Annotated in this window: 16 protein-coding genes; 6 read left to right on the top strand and 10 right to left on the bottom strand. The window is 59.9% G+C overall.

Going from position 1 to position 20,506, the window contains the following annotated elements; genetic code table 11:
* Positions 1–17 precede the first annotated feature (17 nt).
* The 3 genes from SH292x_RS04070 (at position 18) to SH292x_RS04060 (ending at position 2,783) form a co-directional block, all read left to right on the top strand.
* Positions 18–1,082, top strand: coding sequence for a helix-turn-helix domain-containing protein (locus SH292x_RS04070; protein WP_442484305.1), 1,065 nt, complete (start codon positions 18–20; stop codon positions 1,080–1,082).
* Entirely contained in the window at positions 1,079–1,609 is a 531-nt protein-coding gene (locus SH292x_RS04065; RefSeq protein ID WP_442484304.1) for a hypothetical protein, read from the top strand. The genes SH292x_RS04070 and SH292x_RS04065 overlap by 4 nt, the downstream gene beginning before the upstream one ends.
* Positions 1,610–1,700: 91 nt before the next feature.
* Positions 1,701–2,783, top strand: coding sequence for an Mrp/NBP35 family ATP-binding protein (locus SH292x_RS04060; protein ID WP_442484303.1), 1,083 nt, complete (start codon positions 1,701–1,703; stop codon positions 2,781–2,783).
* Between the two features lie 255 nt (positions 2,784–3,038).
* Here SH292x_RS04060 and SH292x_RS04055 read toward each other — a convergent pair whose 3' ends face one another.
* From SH292x_RS04055 to SH292x_RS04030, 6 genes are all read right to left on the bottom strand, one after another.
* On the bottom strand, positions 3,039–3,275 hold the full coding sequence (locus tag SH292x_RS04055) for a hypothetical protein (RefSeq protein ID WP_442485893.1): 237 nt from the start codon (positions 3,273–3,275) through the stop codon (positions 3,039–3,041).
* 379 nt (positions 3,276–3,654) lie between these two features.
* Positions 3,655–4,350, bottom strand: a complete 696-nt coding sequence (locus SH292x_RS04050) for a hypothetical protein (RefSeq protein ID WP_442484302.1) — start codon at positions 4,348–4,350, stop codon at positions 3,655–3,657.
* A 101-nt stretch (positions 4,351–4,451) separates the two neighbouring features.
* Positions 4,452–5,258, bottom strand: coding sequence for a site-2 protease family protein (locus SH292x_RS04045; protein ID WP_442484301.1), 807 nt, complete (start codon positions 5,256–5,258; stop codon positions 4,452–4,454).
* 46 nt (positions 5,259–5,304) lie between these two features.
* The gene (gene lpxB / locus SH292x_RS04040) at positions 5,305–6,510 is read right to left on the bottom strand and encodes a lipid-A-disaccharide synthase (protein ID WP_442484300.1); all 1,206 of its coding nucleotides are present in this window, start codon (positions 6,508–6,510) and stop codon (positions 5,305–5,307) included.
* Between the two features lie 102 nt (positions 6,511–6,612).
* Entirely contained in the window at positions 6,613–7,158 is a 546-nt protein-coding gene (cyaB, locus tag SH292x_RS04035; RefSeq protein WP_442484299.1) for a class IV adenylate cyclase, read from the bottom strand.
* Between the two features lie 66 nt (positions 7,159–7,224).
* Positions 7,225–8,646, bottom strand: a complete 1,422-nt coding sequence (locus SH292x_RS04030; protein ID WP_442484298.1) for a UTP--glucose-1-phosphate uridylyltransferase — start codon at positions 8,644–8,646, stop codon at positions 7,225–7,227.
* A 176-nt stretch (positions 8,647–8,822) separates the two neighbouring features.
* On the opposite strand from SH292x_RS04030, the gene SH292x_RS04025 reads away from it, so the two are divergent.
* Positions 8,823–9,002 (top strand): DUF1328 domain-containing protein, encoded by a 180-nt coding sequence (locus SH292x_RS04025; protein WP_442484297.1) that lies wholly within the window; start codon positions 8,823–8,825, stop codon positions 9,000–9,002.
* Between the two features lie 11 nt (positions 9,003–9,013).
* On the opposite strand, the gene SH292x_RS04020 is transcribed toward SH292x_RS04025, so the two are convergent.
* The 4 genes from SH292x_RS04020 to SH292x_RS04005 all read right to left on the bottom strand — a co-directional run bounded on the left by SH292x_RS04020 (position 9,014) and on the right by SH292x_RS04005 (position 18,467).
* Positions 9,014–10,273 (bottom strand): dipeptidase, encoded by a 1,260-nt coding sequence (locus tag SH292x_RS04020; RefSeq protein WP_442484296.1) that lies wholly within the window; start codon positions 10,271–10,273, stop codon positions 9,014–9,016.
* A gap of 140 nt (positions 10,274–10,413) precedes the next feature.
* Positions 10,414–14,259, bottom strand: a complete 3,846-nt coding sequence (locus SH292x_RS04015) for a CotH kinase family protein (RefSeq protein ID WP_442484295.1) — start codon at positions 14,257–14,259, stop codon at positions 10,414–10,416.
* A gap of 354 nt (positions 14,260–14,613) precedes the next feature.
* A complete protein-coding gene (locus SH292x_RS04010; protein WP_442484294.1) occupies positions 14,614–16,596 on the bottom strand; it encodes a choice-of-anchor Q domain-containing protein in 1,983 nt (660 codons plus the stop codon).
* A 179-nt stretch (positions 16,597–16,775) separates the two neighbouring features.
* Complete coding sequence (locus tag SH292x_RS04005) at positions 16,776–18,467, bottom strand: alkaline phosphatase (RefSeq protein WP_442484293.1); 1,692 nt, start codon at positions 18,465–18,467, stop codon at positions 16,776–16,778.
* Between the two features lie 362 nt (positions 18,468–18,829).
* On the opposite strand from SH292x_RS04005, the gene motA reads away from it, so the two are divergent.
* A complete protein-coding gene (gene motA / locus SH292x_RS04000; RefSeq protein WP_442484292.1) occupies positions 18,830–19,690 on the top strand; it encodes a flagellar motor stator protein MotA in 861 nt (286 codons plus the stop codon).
* A 69-nt stretch (positions 19,691–19,759) separates the two neighbouring features.
* On the top strand, positions 19,760–20,455 hold the full coding sequence (locus SH292x_RS03995) for an OmpA/MotB family protein (RefSeq protein WP_442484291.1): 696 nt from the start codon (positions 19,760–19,762) through the stop codon (positions 20,453–20,455).
* Positions 20,456–20,506 lie beyond the last annotated feature (51 nt).

Raw genomic sequence — 20,506 nt, 5'->3', positions numbered from 1 at the left:
CATCGAGTCCGCCCGTCGTGAGTAAACCTTCGCCCGCCGACGCCCTGATTCAGTTCCGGCAGCAGCAGGCGAGTCGGTTCGCGGAAGGCCGGTGCGAGTCGCTGGTGGGTGACAGCCCCGCGATGAAGCGGATCCGCAATCAAGTCGCGGCAGCGGCCGCCAGCGGCGCGAACGTGCTGGTTCGCGGACGCGATGCCGCACAGCTTGCCGACATCGCCCAGGCGATCCATTACCGCCGCTATGCGGAGGGGCAAGGATCGCTGTGGACGCTCGATGCCGCTGAGGCGCTGCCCAACGAACTGAGCCGCGTCCTGCAATCGATCGCTCGCGCCGAAGAGCACGGTACGCTGGTCATCGAGTCGATCGATCGCCTGCTCGCCGAGCAACAGGCCGAGCTACTCACGCACGCCAGCCGAGGTGAGTGGCGAACACCGATGGTCGCGACGCTGGAGGTGGGCGACGACTCGCCCGAACCCAACGAGTCGACGCTATCCGACGAGTTGATGGCGCTACTTACCACGCTGGCCATCGAAGTGCCTCCGCTCGCCTCGCGGCCTGAAGATATTCCGGCGCTCGCCCCGTGGTTTCTCGACGAGCTCAATCGTGACGAACCAAAGCAAGTCACTATAAGCACCGACTCGCTCGACCTGCTGATGCTTTATCCGTGGCCGGGCGAACTGACCGAGCTTCGCGATGTGGTTGCCAAAGCCCACGTCCGCGCGCGAGGCCGGGCGATCACGCCCCGCGATTTACCACGCGTCATGCTCCACGCGGTCGAAGGAGCTGCGCTCGCCACGGATCGTCCGCAGCCGATTGATCTTGATGCGTACTTGAGCCGCGTGGAGTCGACGCTGGTGCTGCGAGCCTTAGAGCTTGCGGGCGGTAACAAGGCCGAAGCAGCGAGGCTACTCGGTGTTTCGCGACCACGGCTCTACCGCAAGCTGGAGCAGATGGGCCTCGTCGAACCAGCGACATTGAAGGAAAGAGATGCCGCAAAGACTCCACTCTCGACGCCCCCCGCGATCGAATCGCCGGTCGACGAAGATGAAGGCATCGAATTCCTGCCGGTGGAGGGAGAATGATCACCCCAAGCTGGGAACTCGTGGATGGCTCGGTACGCTATCCTTGGCCGCTCGCCGCGGATCACCGTGGGCCCGCCATTCGTGTCATCGCTGACGATCCCGTCTGGCAGGCAGCCATTCGGCGGGGCGTTGATCGATGGCGTGCGGAACAGGATGCACCCTTGGGGCTTTTACATTTCGAGAACATCGCCGCTCTGAACAACGCCGCAACCGGGCCGGAACTACTGGACGTGGTGCTAGTGGCGCTTGAAACGCTCGTCACTCTGGCCGCTTGGATCGCCCAGCGACCGGCCGGCACTTCGACCGTGGCGCTTTTATGTCGGCGATCGCTCGGGGAACCCGAAGCCCACGTGGCGGCCGAGCGGTTGCTCTTGGAAGCAGGTTCCCGCGAGGTGATTCCGACGCTCGCCGCCTTGCCGCGACTCGAACCCCTCATTTCGCACCTTAAATCTCGGCAGACTAGCCACGATCCGCTAACAGAGCTGCCCCTGCCGTGCTGGGGCCCCGCTTGGCAACATCGACGCTGAAGCCTACGGTTGTGGGTGACGCAGGGCGTTGGCATCGGGTAGTTTCCGGGCCGTTTCGAAGCAATGTTTAGCAGCAAGATGGGAGTTCAGCATGGCGGGCGATGCCGTCCAACGAGAAGACGTAGAGCGGGCACTAAGCGATTTCAACGACCCGGAAACCGGTCGTAGCGTCGTGCGGATGGAGCAAGTCCGCGCGATCCATGTTTCGGACGGAGCCGTTGATGTCGAACTAGGCCTCACGTCCTGGGTCGGTCCGCTCCGCGAAGCGATTCGCACCGAGTGCGAAGAGCACCTCCGCCAGCGTCTTCCGTCCGCCACAAGCATTAAAGTCAGCATCGTCCCCCACAATCGCCACGCAGAGCGCATCGGCCAGATTGGCCTCGCGGCAAAGAGTGTTATTGCCGTCGGCTCGGGCAAAGGGGGCGTTGGTAAGAGCACCGTGGCAGTATCGCTAGCCTACGCGCTTCGCAACAGCGGTGCGAAGGTCGGGCTAATGGACGCGGACGTCTATGGCCCTAGTGTTCCGCACTTGGTTGGCGTGAACGAGCGGCCTCACATCATCGAGAAGCGATTGCAGCCCATCGAGAAAGACGACCTCAAGATCATGAGCATGGGCTTTTTGGTCGCCGAGGGCGAAGCCGTGGTGTGGCGTGGCCCCATGCTACACGGAGCGATTACGCAGTTTTTGCGTGACACCGAGTGGGGCGAACTCGACTACTTGATCATCGACATGCCACCCGGCACAGGCGACATCGCGCTCACCCTATCGCAACTCCTACCCCTCACCGGCGCGGTCGTGGTTTGCACTCCGCAGGACGTAGCGCTGCTCGACGCGGTGAAGGCGATCGCCATGTTCCACAAGGTCAACATCCCGATGCTGGGCATGGTGGAGAACATGAGTTACTTCCTCTGCCCCGACAATGGCAAGCGGTATGACATCTTTGGCTCGGGTGGGGCGCGCGACAAAGCGATTGAGCTGGGCGTGCCGTTCCTCGGCGAGGTGCCGATCAACATCGCGATCCGCGAACGCGGAGACGCAGGCGAAACGTCCGGCAACTTGACCGACGAAGAAACGAGCCGGTATTTCCAGGCCATCGCCGCCCAAACGGTGCGAAGCATCCTCCGCGAACGGGCGAACCAACCCGCCGCGGGCATGGGCCTGCCGGTTCTCTAAGACGGTTGGGAGATACCCAGCGCAGGAGAGAAGAGTTCCCGCGCATAACGCGCATCTGCGCGAATAAAGGTCTGGCGAAGGACTGCCCCGTAGGGGCCGCACATGTCAGCCGCAGCGCAGCCCTGGGTACTTACGGCACGGCAGATCAGCGCAAAAAAAGAGAGCCGGGCAGCCCCTGCACTAGGTGCGTCGGCTGAACGGCTCTTTCTCGTTACTGCAAAATGAGGCTGACGCGGGTCGAAACCCGCGATCGAGCTACATCTTCTTCGCGGTCTTCTTCTTGGCAGCCTTCTTCTTGGTCGCCTTCTTCTTGGCTACCTTCTTCTTGGTTGCCTTCTTCTTGGTTGCCTTCTTCTTGGCGGTCTTCTTCTTGGCGGCCTTCTTCTTCGGCGCCTTCTTGGCGGCCTTCTTGGCTACCTTCTTCTTAGCGGCCTTCTTCTTGGTCGCTTTCTTGGCAACCTTCTTCTTGGCTACCTTCTTCTTCTTGGCCACGGTTAATCCTCCATTAATGGAAAGTGGCATCAAGGCTCGACAGACGCGAAGGACCTGCCTTCGACATTCGCCCACCGAACCCGTCAGCGAAAAACTTGACCGTCCTTCCGCGACGGCCAAAGGCATCTTGCGAAGGGTGAGCAAGTGAGTGTTTGAAACACACAGTTTGCAACCTATCGCAAGCTACCATAGTTCCTTAGTCGGTAGTTGTACGAATTCTTACGAGTTATGCAACACGTGTTAAGCAAAAATTTTGCGTAGCGTGCGCTGAAGAGGAACTCAACGATGCCTTTTGGCCATGCTGTGAAGCGCGACGAGAGACTCTTACGCGCGCTGCTCAACAACTTCACGAAAAACGATTGTTAACTCGCGATCGTACTTAGTAGATGGCGACCACCGAACCATCGCTAAGCGTTACCGAAGGCTGCGTGCGTCGTTGATGACGACCAAGAAACCACCGCTCGTGAGGGTACGCCATATGAAGCAACATGCTATTTTTCCGGCGAAATACACGTTCTCTTGGCGACGTGGTCGATACGCGCCATGCTTCAACGATCTTATTCCACGCCGCGGTGCGGTACTGCATTCGAATGTGAATGGGATCGATGCCGTACCACTTTGGGTCCATGCGAACAACGCTCGAAGCAAGTTCATGCGACAGATTCTTGAGCCCTTCATTGGTCTCGTGTGCCAGTTCGCACGCGCGCTCGAACGTCAGTCGCGACGGTGGAAAAAAAATTGTGCGAAATACTTGAAAGCGTAGTCTGGTGGTGGCCAGAATCGCGTCGAGCGGTAGTTCTGTTGTCACGATGTTGGCGTCCATCGCGCGTAGTTCAGCGCCACACTCACCTACCCATTCGATGATCTGGTTGGGCGAAGCACCATACAACAGGTCGTTACCAACGTCGGTGATGAGTGCGAAAGTGGGTAAACTTGGTCGACTTCGCAAGTCATCCCACAGAGCACATTGCTTGATGCCAGGAAGCGCGCGATACGGAATGGCCGACCTCCGACCATACGAACGCCCAAAACCATGCGCGACAAAGACTTCAATAGGGCCCGCGAAGCGTGGCAAGGCCTGTCTTAAGAGCGAATTGAGCCCCAGGCGAAGGTTACTTGCCCCCAAGAGCACCAACCTTGCGACAGGTGGTGGCGCCGAGTTGGGTTCCACCGTGCTCATCCCCAACCGTAGCCAGGGCCACGCCCCGTGTAAGCCTGAAGCGCGCGATAACTATCGTACGCGAGGAATCCAAACAACAGCGCGGTGAAAAGTGACTGCAGCCACACCATTCCGAGGACAGCCGCCACGGCGGCCACGCCAACCGATACTTGCAGCGATCGAACCATTCCGTCGCTTGCGGAGCGATGCCCCATCATGAACACCTCGCGGGAGATCTGTCCGCCGTCGAGCGGATAGACGGGCAGCAAGTTGATGAGGCCCCAAAAGATATTAATCCAAAGAAGCATCTGCACCACCATGTTGACCGCTTCGGACTGGAAACGCTCGAACAGCAAAGTACCCACAACGAGCCATGATTCTTCAAGGCGCGTTGCCCCCATCTCGAATGCTTCCCGCGATGGTTCTCCCCAAGCAGGTACGAATTCAACGAATCTGGTGGCCCCCAGCACCACAATTACCAGTGCCGCGAGCAAGAATCCCGCCACGGGACCGGCAATCGAAATGATGATTTGACTACGTGACGACCGATCGCAATCGTCGCAGATCGCAAGACCACCCATGCCGTAAAGAACGATTCGAGGCCAGCCGCCGTACTTGCGCTGCATCACGGCGTGCCCTAGTTCGTGAACTAGGATCGACACGAACACGACGACCACTGACAACAGCGTGCCGACAGGCTCGCCGTTCCACGAATTGAGACCCAGCACCAGGGCGATCACCCAGAAGAAAGGATGGACGCGAACCGGAAAGCCCGCCACACGAAAGTGAACGTCGCCGGGTGTGGGTGCGGGTTCGCCGAGCATGAGTGGTCTTCGGGGTATTCAGAGGCGGGCAGTCAATCGACGCACCTCACGCCGCCTCGCGGCCCAGGTGCTCTAGTTCTCTCACAATATAATCGGCGGCCCGCTCGCTGGCACCTCCGTGGGCGACGCGGTCCTTCAGCTCCGACATTCTGTCGACCAGAGACTGCCGCGATTGGTCGTCGGTGAGCCACTCGACCACATGCCCCGCGAGGTCTTCGGTGCGATCTTCCGAAGTTAGATACTCGGGCATAAGAACATGGGCGTCCTCGGGGCTCGCGGGATCGTAGATTGCCGGCTTGCGTGGAAACAGGTCGGTCGCGGTGAGCAAATTCACCAGCGTAATGTATCGTACGAGCCGAAACCGCTTCTGAACCGCGTAGGCGAAGCGCGACACACGGTAAAGAATGACGCTCGGCTTGGTGTGGTACAAAAGTTCGAGCGACACGGAGCCCGAGACGGCCATCGTCGCCGACGCCGCGTCGATCAGCTCGGGCGTCTTACCGACATGCACGTCGCAGTCGAGCCCCGACTCGGCGACTCGCGCCTTAGCCATTGCGGCTTGGCTCTCTTTGAACGACGCAATCGCGAAACGCGTGCCAGGAACCTGCTGCCGGACGAGTTTCGCCGCCTTCAGCAAATCGGCCAAGTTGCTTTTCACTTCCTGTGTCCGCGAACCTGGCAGGATGGTGACCAGGGGCGACTTCTCCGTCGAGCGAAGTGCGTCGACGAACGGGGTGTCGAGCTTTCGCTCGCGAAGCTCGTCGAAGTACGGATGCCCGATGTAGGTCGCGTTCACCCCGCGTTCGCGGAACCATTGCTCTTCGAACGGCAGTTTGCAGAGCGCGTGGTCGACGTTGCGGCGCATCTTCTTGATTCGCCACGGAGCCCAGCCCCACAGTTGAGGCGTGCCGTAATAGAACACCGGAATGCCACGGTCGTGGGCCTTGCGGGCGACGTGCCAATTGAACCCTGGATAGTCGATCAACACCACGGCGTCGGGCCGCTCCCGCTCGAAGTACTCGTCGGCTTGGCGAAGATATCCAAAGAACTTCGGCAAGTGCAGCAGCGCGCGGCCGATCCACATGATGGCGAGTTGCGTCAGGTCCTGATGCAATTCGCACCCGGCGGCCGCCATGCGTGGTCCGCCAAAGCCAACGCACTGGATGTCGCTTTTGCGTGACCTGAGTGCGCGGACCAGATTGGCACCGTGCAAATCGCCACTGGGTTCGCCAACGGAGAAGAAGATTTTCATGCTAGCCGCGGAGGGTCGGGGGAGCTGGGCAACTTGAGGGCCGCGAGTATCCCAGAATCGCCACGCCAAGCAAACCGCAGTTCGGCCCGAGAAAATGGGGCGTTATTCGCCCCGCTGGGCCATCAGCATCGACAGATAACTCCGCTTCTCGGCCTCGCCGAGGGCGAGCTCGCGGGCAAGCGAGCGAATCACTTCTTGCGCGTCGGCGCCCTGAGCCTCATCCGCGACGATCTCGATCTCGGCAAACTGCCCCAAGTCGGTCACGTTGTCGAGCGTCAGCTCCACCTCGAACCCATCGCGACGAACGCGAAACCGACGGCGCCGCTTGGCAACGGTCGCCACTTCGCGAAAACCGAGTGCCTCGAACAACTCGGGCCAAGCTTCGGGTTCCGCGAGCACCAGTTCGATCTCACGACGCGTTTTCACTTCCGACTGCTGCTTGGGGCCTTTGTACGTAACAACTGCCCCCTCGTGGGTACGGCGGATGCGCATGGCTTCGTCCGTCAATCGAAAGTCACGCTCCGGGTGATTGTAGTAGGTATCGCTTTGCTCAACTTCGCTCAGTTCTTCCGCGGTAAGCGCCGCCACCCGCGCGAGAAACTCGCCGGCGTCGTCAATCGGAAACTTCTGTTCAATTTCAAGCGACATAAAACGTTCCTTCTTAGACAATACGAATGGGCCCTAGCCGGACCGCCACGCGGTCCGCGACCGAACTCACTTCGCGTCCGAGAACAACGTCTCTTCACTAAACGCGGTCCCCGCCTTCACCCGCTTCGCCACTTCCTCGGCATCGACGGCCCAAACCGGATCGATCTCCACGGCAACTCCCTCAGCGACCTTCGCACCAGCCGCTTCGAGCCATTCGCGGTGCTGAGCGATCATGAATCGCTGGACGTACTCGGGAGTGTCCTTCGGCTCGCCCGGCGCGTTCTTGAGCGGCGCAAAGCATTCCTCTTCGGTGTACTCGACCACAATCGGCCGGGCGGCTTGGGGCAGCAGGTCGAAGATGAACCGCTCGAACTTCAAAGCGTTGGGCTCGGTTGGTTCGACGAGCTTACCCTCGTCGTTAAGATGCGGCACTTTCTTGTGGGCGATATGGAATGGCAGAGCGTCCTTGAACGACAACATCCGCTCAAGGAACGCGACGTCGAACACATGAATCGCAATGCTACCGGCCCAAAACCGAAGCGAGCCATCGTCGTTGAGCTTGGCAGCCACGTCGGCGGGGAAATCGCTGTACTCGATCACATGAAGTCGATCACCGAGCATGACGAAGTTGCCAAGTTTCTCGGCTGGCGTTTGTTTGGCGACGGCGATGCTAGTGAGTTCCGACTTGCTGAGCAGATGATAGCCCACCAGTTCGGCGTCGCAGATCGGGACAATCGGATTGTCGACTTGGAAATAGAAGAGTTGCTCGATGCCCCGCTGGCGCATCTGGGCAATCGCCCCGCTACGTTCCAGCGCTGCCACCGTGCCACCATGCCCATCGGGACTGAGGAACAGCTGGTCTTTGCCCGCGAGCAGCAGCTTGCCGGTCTTATCATCGACCGCCGGCATGGTGCCTTGGCAGAAGACGAGCAGGTCGCCGGCGGGTAATCCAAAGTTCTTATGCTCGGCGAGGAACGCGACGGTCTCGTCGTGCGTCACGGGGCTGGTCATTAAATAGACCGGCACCGGCTTGCCATACTTCTTCGCCAGGCCAACAGCCTTCTTCAGATGAATCTCAAACAGCGTCGCGTGCGACAGTGGCGCGATGGGGTACATCCCCTTGGGGTGCTCGAAACCCAGTCGACTCCCCTGCCCTCCCGCGACGAGCAGGATGCCAACCTTGCCGGCAGCCATCGCCGCGGCCCCGGTTTGCTTTGCTTCGGCCGGCGAGAGACCAAGTGACGAAGTCCCTTCACCCCGCCGGTCCGCGAGCCGCATAGCGGGGGGTGGCGTCGCGCGGCGAGCTTCCGCCGCCCAGTCCGGTTGATCGACGTCCCCTTTGAACAACGAATCGATCAATTCCAGATCAATCGCCGCGAGCTGCGAGGCGAGATGCGACTGCTCGTCGGGCGACAGTTCGTCCCAAAATGCCAGGGCGTGCTGCTGGCCAAACGACTGAAAACGGTTCGCAAGTTCTTGTGGAGGCATTACTTACGCGGGGCAGAAGAGTTCGAGAAACGGGCCATCGGAAAGCCCGATTATCGACCACCCCGCGGTCGATTTCTAGCCTACGCGTTTTCGAAGGAAACCAGTTAGCGAGGCGTGGGCACGCGTTTTGCTTATTCGACCTCGCGTAAATCACACCCCCATTCAAGGAGCTTGAAATGGACCTGCTAACCTGGGCGATTATCGCTGCTGTGGTGGCGCTCATTGCTGGTGCGCTAGGTTTCACCAACGTCGCCGCCGGCGCTGCCGCGATTGCGAAGATCTTTTTTGGGATCTTCCTCGTGATCGCGATCGTGCTGTTCTTGATGGTGCTGTTAGGAGTAAGCCTCGTTACGTGAAGGGTAAGGAGCTACTTCGAACCTTCGGCGGCGACTTTCTCCGCTGCGCGAAGCACTCGCATCAAGTTACCACCTAGGATTGCGCGGATATCGTCGTCTGAATAACCGCGGTCGATGAGCCCCTGCGTGATGTAGGGATAGAAGCTCACGTCGTCGAGCTGCGTGGGGAGCGATCCGACGCCATCGAAGTCGGAGCCAATGCCCACGTGCTCGACCCCCGCGGTCTTGGCGATGTGATCGATGTGATCGAGCAAGTGATGAATCGTGCCACGCGGCATCGGGTTTTCGCTTCGCCAGCGATCCATCGCCAGTTTCTCATCCCCCTCCGACATGTCCTTGGGCAACGTCCGGCGATACTCGATGCTGCCGCGATAAACGGCCACCGCCTCGGGAACTAAGAAGCCGGAATAAAAATTCACCATCACAACACCACCGTTCTCCGGCATCCGTTTCAGCACGTCGTCGGGCACATTCCGTACTGCGTCCGCAACGCCGCGTGCGGAAGAGTGCGAGAAGATCACTGGTGCGCGGCTGGCGTCCAAGGCAGCGTGCATGGTGGCGTCGGAGACATGCGACAGGTCGACTAGCATGCCCAGGTCATTCATCGCCTCGATTACGCGAACACCGAACTCGTTGAGCCCGTCGGCCTTCGCATCGTCCGACGCCGAGTCTGCCCACGCGAGCGAGTCGTTGTGTGTGAGCGTCATGTAGCGGGCCCCCATGCCGTACAGGTTCTTAAGGTTGGACAGCGAGTCTTCGATCGAGTGTCCTCCCTCGACTCCGATGAGCGACGCGATGCGCCCGTCTTCCCGAATACGGTCAATGTCGTCGGCCGTTAGCGCGAGCTCAAACTCGTTGGGATATCGGGTGATCATCTCTTTGACGAGGTTGATCTGCTCGATGGTGTCACCGAGGGCAGTGCCGCGATAACCGGCGCTCACCGGGACGTAGACACTCCAGAACTGTGCCCCCACGCCGCCGGCCTTCAGACGCGGAATGTCGGTGTTAAGCTTGGGCTCGCCCTTCGCAATGTCGAGGGCCGATAGGCTGCCGCCGAAGTCGTCACGAATCGCCCACGGCAAATCATTGTGTCCATCGATCAGCAAGCTCGACGCGTGCAATTGCTTGGCGCGCTCGGTGAGGACGATCGGCTTGCCGTAGTTCATGGTCTCGTCGGCACGGGAGGAGGTGCCGGAGGAAGTTATCAACGCGCACGCCAAAGTCATGAGCAGGAAGCAAGCACGCGACAACTCAAGGCGAGAACAGCTCATAACGACGTCGCATCTCGAAAGGTAAAGGAATGCTGCCGGCACACACGCCGGCAACCTCACGGCACCATGATAGCGCGACGCAGAGGCCGGCGAAAGCAAACCACCGCAGAAACGAGATAGAATTGCGCAGCGACGGGGGATTACTCCCCAATTAGGTCCCAGTCCAGGGCCAGCGCGAGTTCCAGCGCTTCGTCCTGCTCGACCGCGGACTTCCCAGGCGCGTAGTCGTACGCGGGTGCGTCGACTTCCGATACTTCGGCAATGGCGAGCAGCAGTTCGGCGCCAATGCCACTACCAGAATCCACAGTCTTATCGCTTTCACTTCGTGACGCTAACGATGTCGCTGGGGAAATTTCGCTTTCAGGAGAGAGGAACAGGGCGAGTGCTGCGTCGGCCGCTGCCGCTGCGTGCGGTACAGGTTCGATCTCCGATACCGGCGATTCGGTGGCCTGCGAGCGCTGCGGTGGAGTGACCACGGGAGCGGGTGCGACGACTAAGGAGACGGGCGGAGCGGTGTTGCCGAAGTTCTGCTTCCAGACTAGGTAGTCTGCGGCGTCGACGACGCCATTGCCACTGGCATCGAGCACGAAGTTGCCCGTGGCCCCGAGCGCATCACGCCAGACCGTATAGTCGCCCAGGTTGACGATGCCATCAAGATTGTAGTCACCCCAAAGCGGCAGGTTGTCGACGACCCCGGGCGTGCCATGGTCGGCGCTGCTTGCTCGCCAGGACTGACCAAGATTCGGATCGGAGGTGTAGCTTATGAGCTCCAGCGAGGGCCCATCGCCATCGGCCGCTTCGGGCCAGGGGGAGTCGTCACTGTAATCGACGGCATCGATGATCGAATCGTCGCCAGCCTCTAACTCAATTTCCTCACCACTACCATTCAAGTTGCCCGAGTACTCGCCTGCCACCAGCAAGTTGTTGCCGTACCGCGCGGCGAAAGCGGCCACGTCATTCACAACCAGGACAACCTCACCGGGAGCCAATATCTGCACATTGCTTGTGCTGAAATCAAAAGTAATCCCTTCGTCGAAGTGGACCCCGCTTAGATCGATGTAGCTCGCGCTAGTATTGACGAGTTCGATGAACTCGAAGCTGTTATTGTCGGCTCCAGGCACCAAGGCAAGCTCGCCCGGAGTAGGGTCGAGCGGATTGTAATGCAGTTCTGAAATTCGCAGGTTGGCCGAGCTTGCGGGGATAGCTTCGACAGCCCGCTGCGATACCGGCGCGCTCCACGTCCAGTACGACACGCTGCCGGTGGTTCGCACGGTGACCTCATCGGCAGTGCCAACGGTAAATGGCCCGGTGTACAAGATCGCGTTGGGAGCCGCTCCATTGCCCGCTGCGCGGGGATCCGATCCGTCGAGCGTGTAGTAGATCGGACCTCCCAAGGGTGCCTGGAGGGTAACGAGTCTCTCTTGTGAGTTTTCGGTATCGGCAAAGCTGATGGTGGGAGCCGTGACCATCTGGCTGTCCATCCAGGCGGCGCGCTCCAGCAGCCAGTTCTTCAGATTACTAATCTCCGCATCCCAACCCGTGGTCCCTGGATCCGAGTAAGCACCACCCGTCGGCGCTCCTGCCGGCCAACGAGCGACATCGCGAACCTGCGACTCGCGAACGGTGTCGGCGTGCTTCAATACCGTGTTCGTTAAGTTCTCGTCCGACAGCACGGTTTGACGGAGCTCGGCCCATCGATCCGCCCAGCCATGCCGGAAATCGAGGTCCGTCCAAAGTCGGCCCCACCAACCGTAGCCGAACACATTGGCAACGTTCCCGTTCCATCCTTCCGCGGACTTGTTGCCTGCACCAGAACTTCCGGTAGACCGATCGAAGTCCCAAGCGGGCCCGTAGGTCAACTGGCCTTCCCCCGCCAAGTACATGTGTTCGCTCAAGACGATGTTGTCGGTCTCTCGGGAGAACACTCTAAACAAATGGTGATCGATCCACCCATCGACGTCGATGTAGCTTGCGTAGCCTGTCAACGGGTCTCGGTAGTTGGGACCCGATAGCGCGGTCACGAACTCATCAATGTAGCCCCGCAAGTGATCGACTTGAGATTGCGTAAGGTCCGATCGCTCGGGATCGACGTGGGCATGGACGGAAACGTTGGGCGTTCCTCCAGAATCCCATGACGAATCCTCTTCACCCTCGTTTCGATCAATTTTGAATAGGTATCCGCCCCCCGTGATGTCCGACTCCGAAACGTCCGATCGATCGACTCCGTCAATACCGACGCGATTCTCGTCGATCTTGATCTTCTCCATGAGCACGTAGACGCCTCGATAGTCGAAGTTATCGAGCTCGCCTCCGTAGATGTTATAGAAGAGTTCAACGAACCGGGTACGAACGGCGTAACCAGTCTGCTGCTGGCTCAGGTCGTACATTACCGCATTGCGAATCAGCGAGCGATCCGTTCCGTAGGGGGCATAGAGCACCCAGTCCGATTCCTCGGGCATTCCCAAGATCGACACGCTCTTATCGAATCCGTGTTCATCTCGAAACTCTAGCGCCAAGTTAGGCTTCGGGTGATTGTAGGTGCTGGCACCCCGGCGATGTTGTCCCGTAAGAGAGGTCAACGTGGGCGTGCTGTCCAGCGATGTGCGGCCCGTTTCCGCAGACGGCTCGTAGAGCGCTAGCGAGCCACTTTGAAACTCGCGATCTGGCAGTCCTTGACCAAAGTTCTCCAGCACGATGATCGGCAGGTCGGACGTGAATCCGTCGTGCACAGTGCCGAGCAGCGAGAACGACTCGGTTTTCGTATCCCCGACACTACCATCCACCGCGTAGGTCCGGGCCCTCACCTGCACCGACGCGCTGACGGAAATCGGGGCGGTGTAGAGAGGTGAGCTGCTGGTAGGCATGGTGCCATCCAGCGTGTAGCGAATCGGTTCGCCCCCGGGCGAAGACAGTACTAACTCAAACGTGGTCGTGAATACGCCCGTAGTCCGCGAGAACTCCACTTCCGACGAAGCCGCCAACGTGTTGGGCATGCCGGGCGTCGCCTGCATGAGTTTCGCAGGCGACTCGCTGGCGACCATCACCCCGCTGCCAATGGTCAGCGTCGGAGCCATGAGTGCGTCGATGCTCTCGCCCTCAGGAGAGTTGAGCAGATGGATCGCCAGGACATTCTCGCCCAACTCCAACAGGTGCGAGAAGCGGCTCACATCGAACACGACGCTCTCGATGGCAGCTTCACGCGGGCGAAACTCAGTGGCTAGCGAATCAAATGCTGTGGACCCCGGGGCCGAGAAGCTGGCAATTCGCTCACCATTCAGGTAGGCGACGAATCCATCGTCGAACTTGGCCGATAGCGTTCCCAGTACCGCACTCGGGTCTGAGACTTCGAAGGGAATTCGAAGATAAGCGGAGGTCGTGCCGGCCGGTAAACTTGTCGTGATATGCGGTGTGTAAAGGTTGGTGCTGTCCGTTAAGCCCACCGCCGCCATGCTGCTTGTCCACGAACTATCGTCGAAAGACAGCTCGGTCCAAGCATGACCGTGCGCATTGGAAGTCGGCACGTGATAGCTGGCAGGACTCGTCGGCGTTACGACCTGCGTGTACACCGATTCGAACGGCAGCCCATACGATTGGTTCTTCACGAGCGAAGGGAAGTCCTGACTAGGAGAGCCGAACGCCGACACAACGCTCCCCCCCGGGCTTACGAGCGCGAGGTACTCGCCACTAGCGCTCAGGCTGAAGTTCGTGTGCAACCCACCGCTTGGGTCGACACGATCGAGTCCCGAAGCGAACACGACCAGGTACTCGCCAGGTCCGAGCACGACCGAGGGAAACTCCCACTTGTCGAGTTCGTCGGGATCGTCGGTAAGTGCGTAGCTGCCCAGATTGACGCTGTGGTCACCGGCGTTGAATATTTCGATCCAGTCTTGCGCTAGGCCATAACCATCGTGAACGGAATTCTCGTTGGAAGCCACGATCTCGCTGAGAAGGGGATGCCCTGAGAAGGCATGGCGAGGCTCAAGCACTTCGACTTGCAGCGAAGACGACCGATGGGACTGCTGCGAGCGCGCACGAGTTGACCAGGGCACCATAATCCGAGGCTGCAAGGCCCCCCCATTCTTCGATTCCATACCTTGCCTTATCCCTAGAACGCTTACCCGTCAGCACAAGCGCTAAGGATGCGCACCACCGGACCGGCGTGCCGGCCGAATTATCAATATGTGTTGCTGTGCACTTTGAGACTTCTCCTCCAGCAAACGCCAATAAGCTGGTGGACCAAATGCACAATACGCCCAAGAAAAGGACGGCCTGACCATCAAGGTCAGCCCAGCCCTTCACCAAAACCCAGAGTACTTGTCTACCCCGAGGGTGTCAATCAATCAGTCGCGGTACAGCAGGCTTTCGAGCCCCGCGGCGAGACTTCGCCCCCTCCTTGTTTTACCCCACTCGCTCTGGGTATCACCTGCGGATCTCAGCGAATTGCCACCTAAGTGTTCCCCTCTATCCGCACTCCCGCGGACGGCGAGCAGCAACTCCTCGCCGGTATTCCCGGTCCCACTATTTGCGTTACCAGAGGTTGGAAGAGCCGCCGGGGTCGATTCGGGTTGCTCGTTCTCCGGTGACACGAACATCGCCAGCGCGGCGTCGAGGGCCGCTTCGGTCGGCGGGACACTGGTCAATGGAATCGTGGTGTTGCCGAAGTGCTGTTTCCAGATCGCGTAGTCGTCCGCGTCGACCACGTTGTTGCCGCTGGCATCGGCCGCGAGCTGCGTGTTGCTGCCGAGCGTGTCGCGCCACACGGTGTAGTCGGCGAGGTTGGCGATGCCATCGTGATTAAAGTCGCCGACGGGGTAGTCGGGGATGCCTTGCGACTCATAAGCGCCGATGTCGAGCCGTAAGCCCAACCCGCCGTTGGCGACACGTGCGAAGCCGCGCTGATCGAACTCTGCTGGATCGAAGGCAATCGACGAATCGCCCGCATCAATGGCGGGACTGCCGGGGAGTAAGGCGTGCGTGTATGTGGGTCCGCCGTGATCGGCGAGGGGGCCGAGGCGGGGGTCGGCATGCATCGTGTCACTCAATCCCATAACGTTCGTACCGTCTTGTATGAGATTGTGGGAACCGGCTAGCACAAAAGATTCGTTGGCAAGGTCGATGTCTCCATGCCCGTTTCCCGCAATTATTGAACCTTGAATAGTCACCTGCTGCGACTGAGTGAGCAGTCCTCCGGTAACTCTCCCCGCGTCGTTTTGTGCAATGGTCGATCTGCGAACCGTTAACTTCGCAACGTTCATTATTCCACCGCCATCTAAAGTAGCGAAGTTATTAGAAATGGTAGAATCTTCGATTGTTAGAGTCCCCATTGCCCCATTGAAAATGGCTCCTCCATATAGACGCACACTGTTCATCGACAGGGTCGAACGCGAAATCATCATTTCGCCGAGATTGTAAACACCGCCACCTGTTCCATCGGTGCGATTGTCCGAAATAGTTGTGTCTATGATCGTGGCATTCCCTTGATTTAAAACCCCAAGGCCCCTTGGAGCAAATGGACTGCTATTAGGTTCCCAGCCATTCTCAATTACTCGCGAAGAACGAATCACCGCCACTCCCGATCCGGCGTTAATGATTCCTCCTCCCCAATAGAAGGACGCATTGTTGCTCACAATACATTCATCCACTTCCAGCACGCCTCGGTTAATGATTCCGCCCCCATCTGCACCGAAGTGGCCTGAGAAAGTGGAGCCCTGTACCGAGGCAGTGCCGTCCACTTCGTTTACTAGACCACTCATTCCGTTCTCGGCGACGTGCGAGCCGAGAACGAGCAGCTTCCCACGATTCAGGATCCCACCTGCGCCACCCCCACTATTTTGCGTCAACCAGACGTTCTTAAGCGTTAGATCACCGCGATTATCAATCCCGCCGGCACCGTCGATCCAGGCATTTGCCAGCCCCTTAGTAACAGCCACTCCCGTAATAGATACCACGGCATCGGCTTCAATACTTAAAACAGCACTTTGCCGATCGGCATCCAGCGTCAGCAATTCCGCCCCCGCTCCCGTGATCGACAGTGAATCGGTTACCAGAAGTTCCCCGAGCGTCAGCCGAATCACCTCCGGACCATCATGCCCGAAATCGAACGTGATCTCGTCCGCGCCCGGCGTGTTGTTCGCCGCTTCGATCGCTTCGCGAATGCTGATGCCGTCGAGGCCTGGCGTTGCAAGGAGCGCGGCGATGCTGGTGGTGTCGCCGTCGATCGTGTCGACGTTGTTGGTCACCACGAGCCCCGCCAGCACGCGGCGGTCTTCGAGAGGCTCGATGCAGAGCGGACGAGAGTGGCAGGGAAACCGGCGGCGGGGCATGGCGGGAGTGCTCGAAACTTGAAGGCTCACGCGGACGCCTCGGCCGCGCGGAGTTTCGAGTATAACCGCAAGTCGCAGAAGGGGGCCACCAACATAGAGTCCCCTCTCCCGGACCCTCACCTGGGTGAGGGTCCGGGAGAGGGGACTTTCGGAACTGGCTCCTAGTTTTACCCCACCGGCTACTTCTTATCGGTCGTTTTCGCGTCCTTTTTCGAAGCGACTTCTTTGGGCCCCGCGAGCAGCTCGGGGTCGTCGATCACCAGGTAGTGCCCATGGTCGGCGGTGACAATCACCACGGTCTCATCCCAATTGCTGTGCTCCTCGACCCAATCGGTGACGGCCTTGAACGCCGCGTCGCCGCTGATCACGGCGCCGGCCGAGGCATCGAGATTGTTGTTGTGGTTCGCCCAGTCGACGTCGCCCGCTTCGAGCAGCATCCAGAAAGGCTTGTCCCCAGCCGATAGCACTGTGAGCGCGGCCTTGGTCATGTCTTCGAGCGTGGGATTCTCGTTGAGATCGGCCTCGGTGTAGTTGAACTCCTTGCCATCGACTCCTGGGGCGGGCTTGAAGTCGCCGTCGGCCGAGGCGAAGGGCAAGTGCCCCGCGGCGTGCGAGTCGTCGCCGCCGATGCCGTAGTAACCCAACAGGCGATGGTTCTCCTTCGCGGCACGCTCGGCGGCGGCCGCGAGGGCCTTGGCACCGTTTACGCCCGGCGTGCGAACCGAAGTGAGGTACTTGCCGCCGCGGTCGATGCTTACTTTTTCCAGATCTTGATCGGCGAGGTATTTGTTGCCCGGCTTGAAGTTCTTTCCCTGAGCATCGTCCTTATCCTTCTCGACCCCGTGCCCCGAGCCAATCACCACGTCGAGACCCGGCAGTGGCGTGTCGGGGTGACTCACCGAGGGCAGCCCCAGCAGATCGCGGCTGATGTCCTGATAGTCATCGCGATGCACGTTCGCCGCGTACGCCGAGCCGGGCGTCGCGTGGCAAATGGGTACGCTAGTTACTACGCCGACCTTATAGCCTTCGGCCTGCGCACGCAGCGCGATCGAGGGACGCAGTTCGCCCAGCGGTCCGACGCCAATCGCCGCGTTGTAGGTCTTCACGCCGCACATCATGCTGGTCGCGGTGCTCGCCGAGTCGGGATAAGCGTGCCGCACAAGCCCCTCGCCCGAGTCGGCGATCAAGTAACCAGCGTCGGTCGCGCACGACCACGGGAACTCACCCGCGATCAGCGGACAGTATCCCCCCGGCAGTCCGCCGCTCGGCTGCACTTTCTGCTTGTCGACGTCGACTTGGGCTTTGCTGCGTTGGGGACTGGGGACATGATAGCCGTACTGCGAAGTGCCATCGGCTTCGTACTCCTGAAAGTGAAATCCTTCGCCGCGTCCTTCCGTGTAGGCGACGCGGCCGAGCTTCGCAATCGACGCGGCTTGCGTGGTCTGCCAGTCCATGCCGTCGAACACCACCAAGATGATGTGCTTCTTTTTTTCCTGGAGCGCGGCGAGCTGCAGATCGAACACGTTGGTCTGATCCATGTAGTCGGCGCTGGGGTTCACCGAGTCCTGCATGTTCCCTTGGTACAGCCGGTCGAGCGCCGACGGGTTGCGATAGACGCTCCGCTCGCCCGTGTAGCTATCGAGGTCGATGCCCTCGCCCTTGCCGAGCGTTCCGAACGTGTAGACCGGAATGAGGCGATTGCTGTGCGTGGTCCACGAGCTGTATTTGGTGGGCTTAGGTCCCCAGTGGGCCGCCTTGCTTTCCTTCTTCTCGATGGCCTCGCTTTGGAGATCGCGCAGCCAATCGGCCGCCGCCGCCTGAAGGCCCATCGACAACACCAGCACGCCCAACAAACACCTGACACGCATCATCGTTTCCATCGACTCCCGCGAAGAACGTCCTGCCAGCCCCAACGTGGCGGGCGAGCGACAAACTCTCAATTTACCCACACACGGGCTGACCGGCCAGCTTTCCGCCGGCAACCCGCCGGAAAGCTGGCACATTACGAACGAGCAATGCGCAAAACTGCCTGCCCGCCCCCTCTCTGGCACTATCCCTACAACCGGCCCTACAGCCCCACCCACGCTCCCCGCCGACCTGAAACCCCGCTAGCGGGGCGCGAATTCCGTTCCCCGCAACCCCGCGCACACCCACACGACTTATATTTCTGCGTCCTTCCTACCCCTAGGTTTCGACGGCCCTGTGTTTCGACAACTTTTGGCGGACGCCTTAGATGATTGTCATTGTTGGATGTATCGTGGTCATTGGCTGCGTGCTGCTTGGTTTCAGCATGGCGGGTGGGCACATGGGTGCGCTGATCCATCCCTCCGAAATCGTCACGATCGGTGGGGCGTCTCTCGGCGCGCTCATCGTCATGTCGCCCAAGAAAGTACTGGTCGACATGGTCCATGGCGTGATCAAGACGCTCAAAGGTTCGCCCTTTAACAAAGACTCCTACAAAGAACTCTTGCAGTGCCACTACGACCTGATGCGCGTCGGTCGTCGCGAAGGCCTCTTAGCGCTCGAAGGCCATCTGGTCGATCCAACCCAAAGCGCCATTTTTACCCGCTATCCCAAGATCGTTGGCAACTCGCACGTGCTGCACTTCATTTGCGATGGCTTCGGCCCATTGGTGGATGGTAGTGCTCGTGGCGAGGACCTGCCCGACATGTTCGAGGCCGAGATCCACGCGATGGAAGCCGAGCACCACGCCCCAGCCGCTGCGCTGTCGAAGACCGCCGACGCCCTGCCGGGCTTCGGCATCGTCGCCGCGGTGCTAGGTATCGTGGTGACGATGGGTCACATCGACGGCCCCGTCGAGGAAATCGGCCACAAGGTGGGTGCCGCCTTGGTGGGAACGTTCCTCGGCATCTTGCTGTCCTACGGGTTCTTCGCGCCACTTGCGGCCCGCATGGAGTCGCAGAGCCACACCGAGATCACTTACTTCCGCACCATCGCCAATATGATCATGTCGTTCGCCTCGGACGTGCCGCCAAAGGTGGTCATCGAACGAACGCGCCGCAGCATGCCGTCGGACCTCCGCCTGTCGCGCGAGGAACTCGAACAACTGCTGGCCGAAGTCGACGCGAAGTAAGTTCGTCCATGCCCACCGCTTTCCTTTCCTCAACCTACCCGCAATCACCGCTCCTTTGGAACTTGAATCATGGCTGGTAGTGGTGGTGCGTGGAAAGTGGCGTACGCCGACTTCGTGACGGCGATGATGGCCTTCTTCATGGTCATGTGGCTCACGTCACAGAAGCCCGATGTCAAAGAAGCCATCGCCGAGTACTTCCGCGATCCCTTCGCCTCTGAGCCCGGCGTTGCCGCACATCCCAAGCAATCGTCGCTCCCTAGCAAGCTGCCGAAGGGCAAAGTCGCCAAGGGAAAAATCGGGTTCGAGCAATCGGGCCCCGGCGATGGCAGCACCCCGGGTCTCGACGAAAACATCGGCCAAGTCAGCGTCACCAGTCAGTACCCCGATGTGATCCGCATCGCCGTGCTGTTCACGCCCACTAGCGCCGAACTGACCGACGAGGAGCGCGAGAAGATCGATTCAAACCTTCACCTGCTGCTCGGCAAGACGCACCGCATCGAAATCCGCTCGCACTGCATCTTGCAACCACTCGGCCGTGGCTCGGATCACACCGACCACTGGCAGCTCTGTTACGAGCGGTGCCTTGCCGTGAAGGACGAGCTCGAAAAGCACGGCATCGACCCCCGCCGCTTCCGCCTCAGCCAAGCCGAAAGCAACGAACCCGCCTCGCGTGGCCTCACGCAGGATGAGCTCAAGAAGAACTCCCGCGTCGAAATCATCATGCTCCCCGAACTCTCCCACCACGCGCAAAGCAATACGCTATAAGTAGCAGGTAGGCCGGATCACGCTCCGCGCCGCGTCCGGCGCTTAACGCTC

It is taken from the genome of Aeoliella fuhlenseeensis (assembly GCF_052161615.1).
Lineage (GTDB): Bacteria > Planctomycetota > Planctomycetia > Pirellulales > Lacipirellulaceae > Aeoliella.
This window is presented reverse-complemented; position numbering and strand designations above follow the sequence as displayed.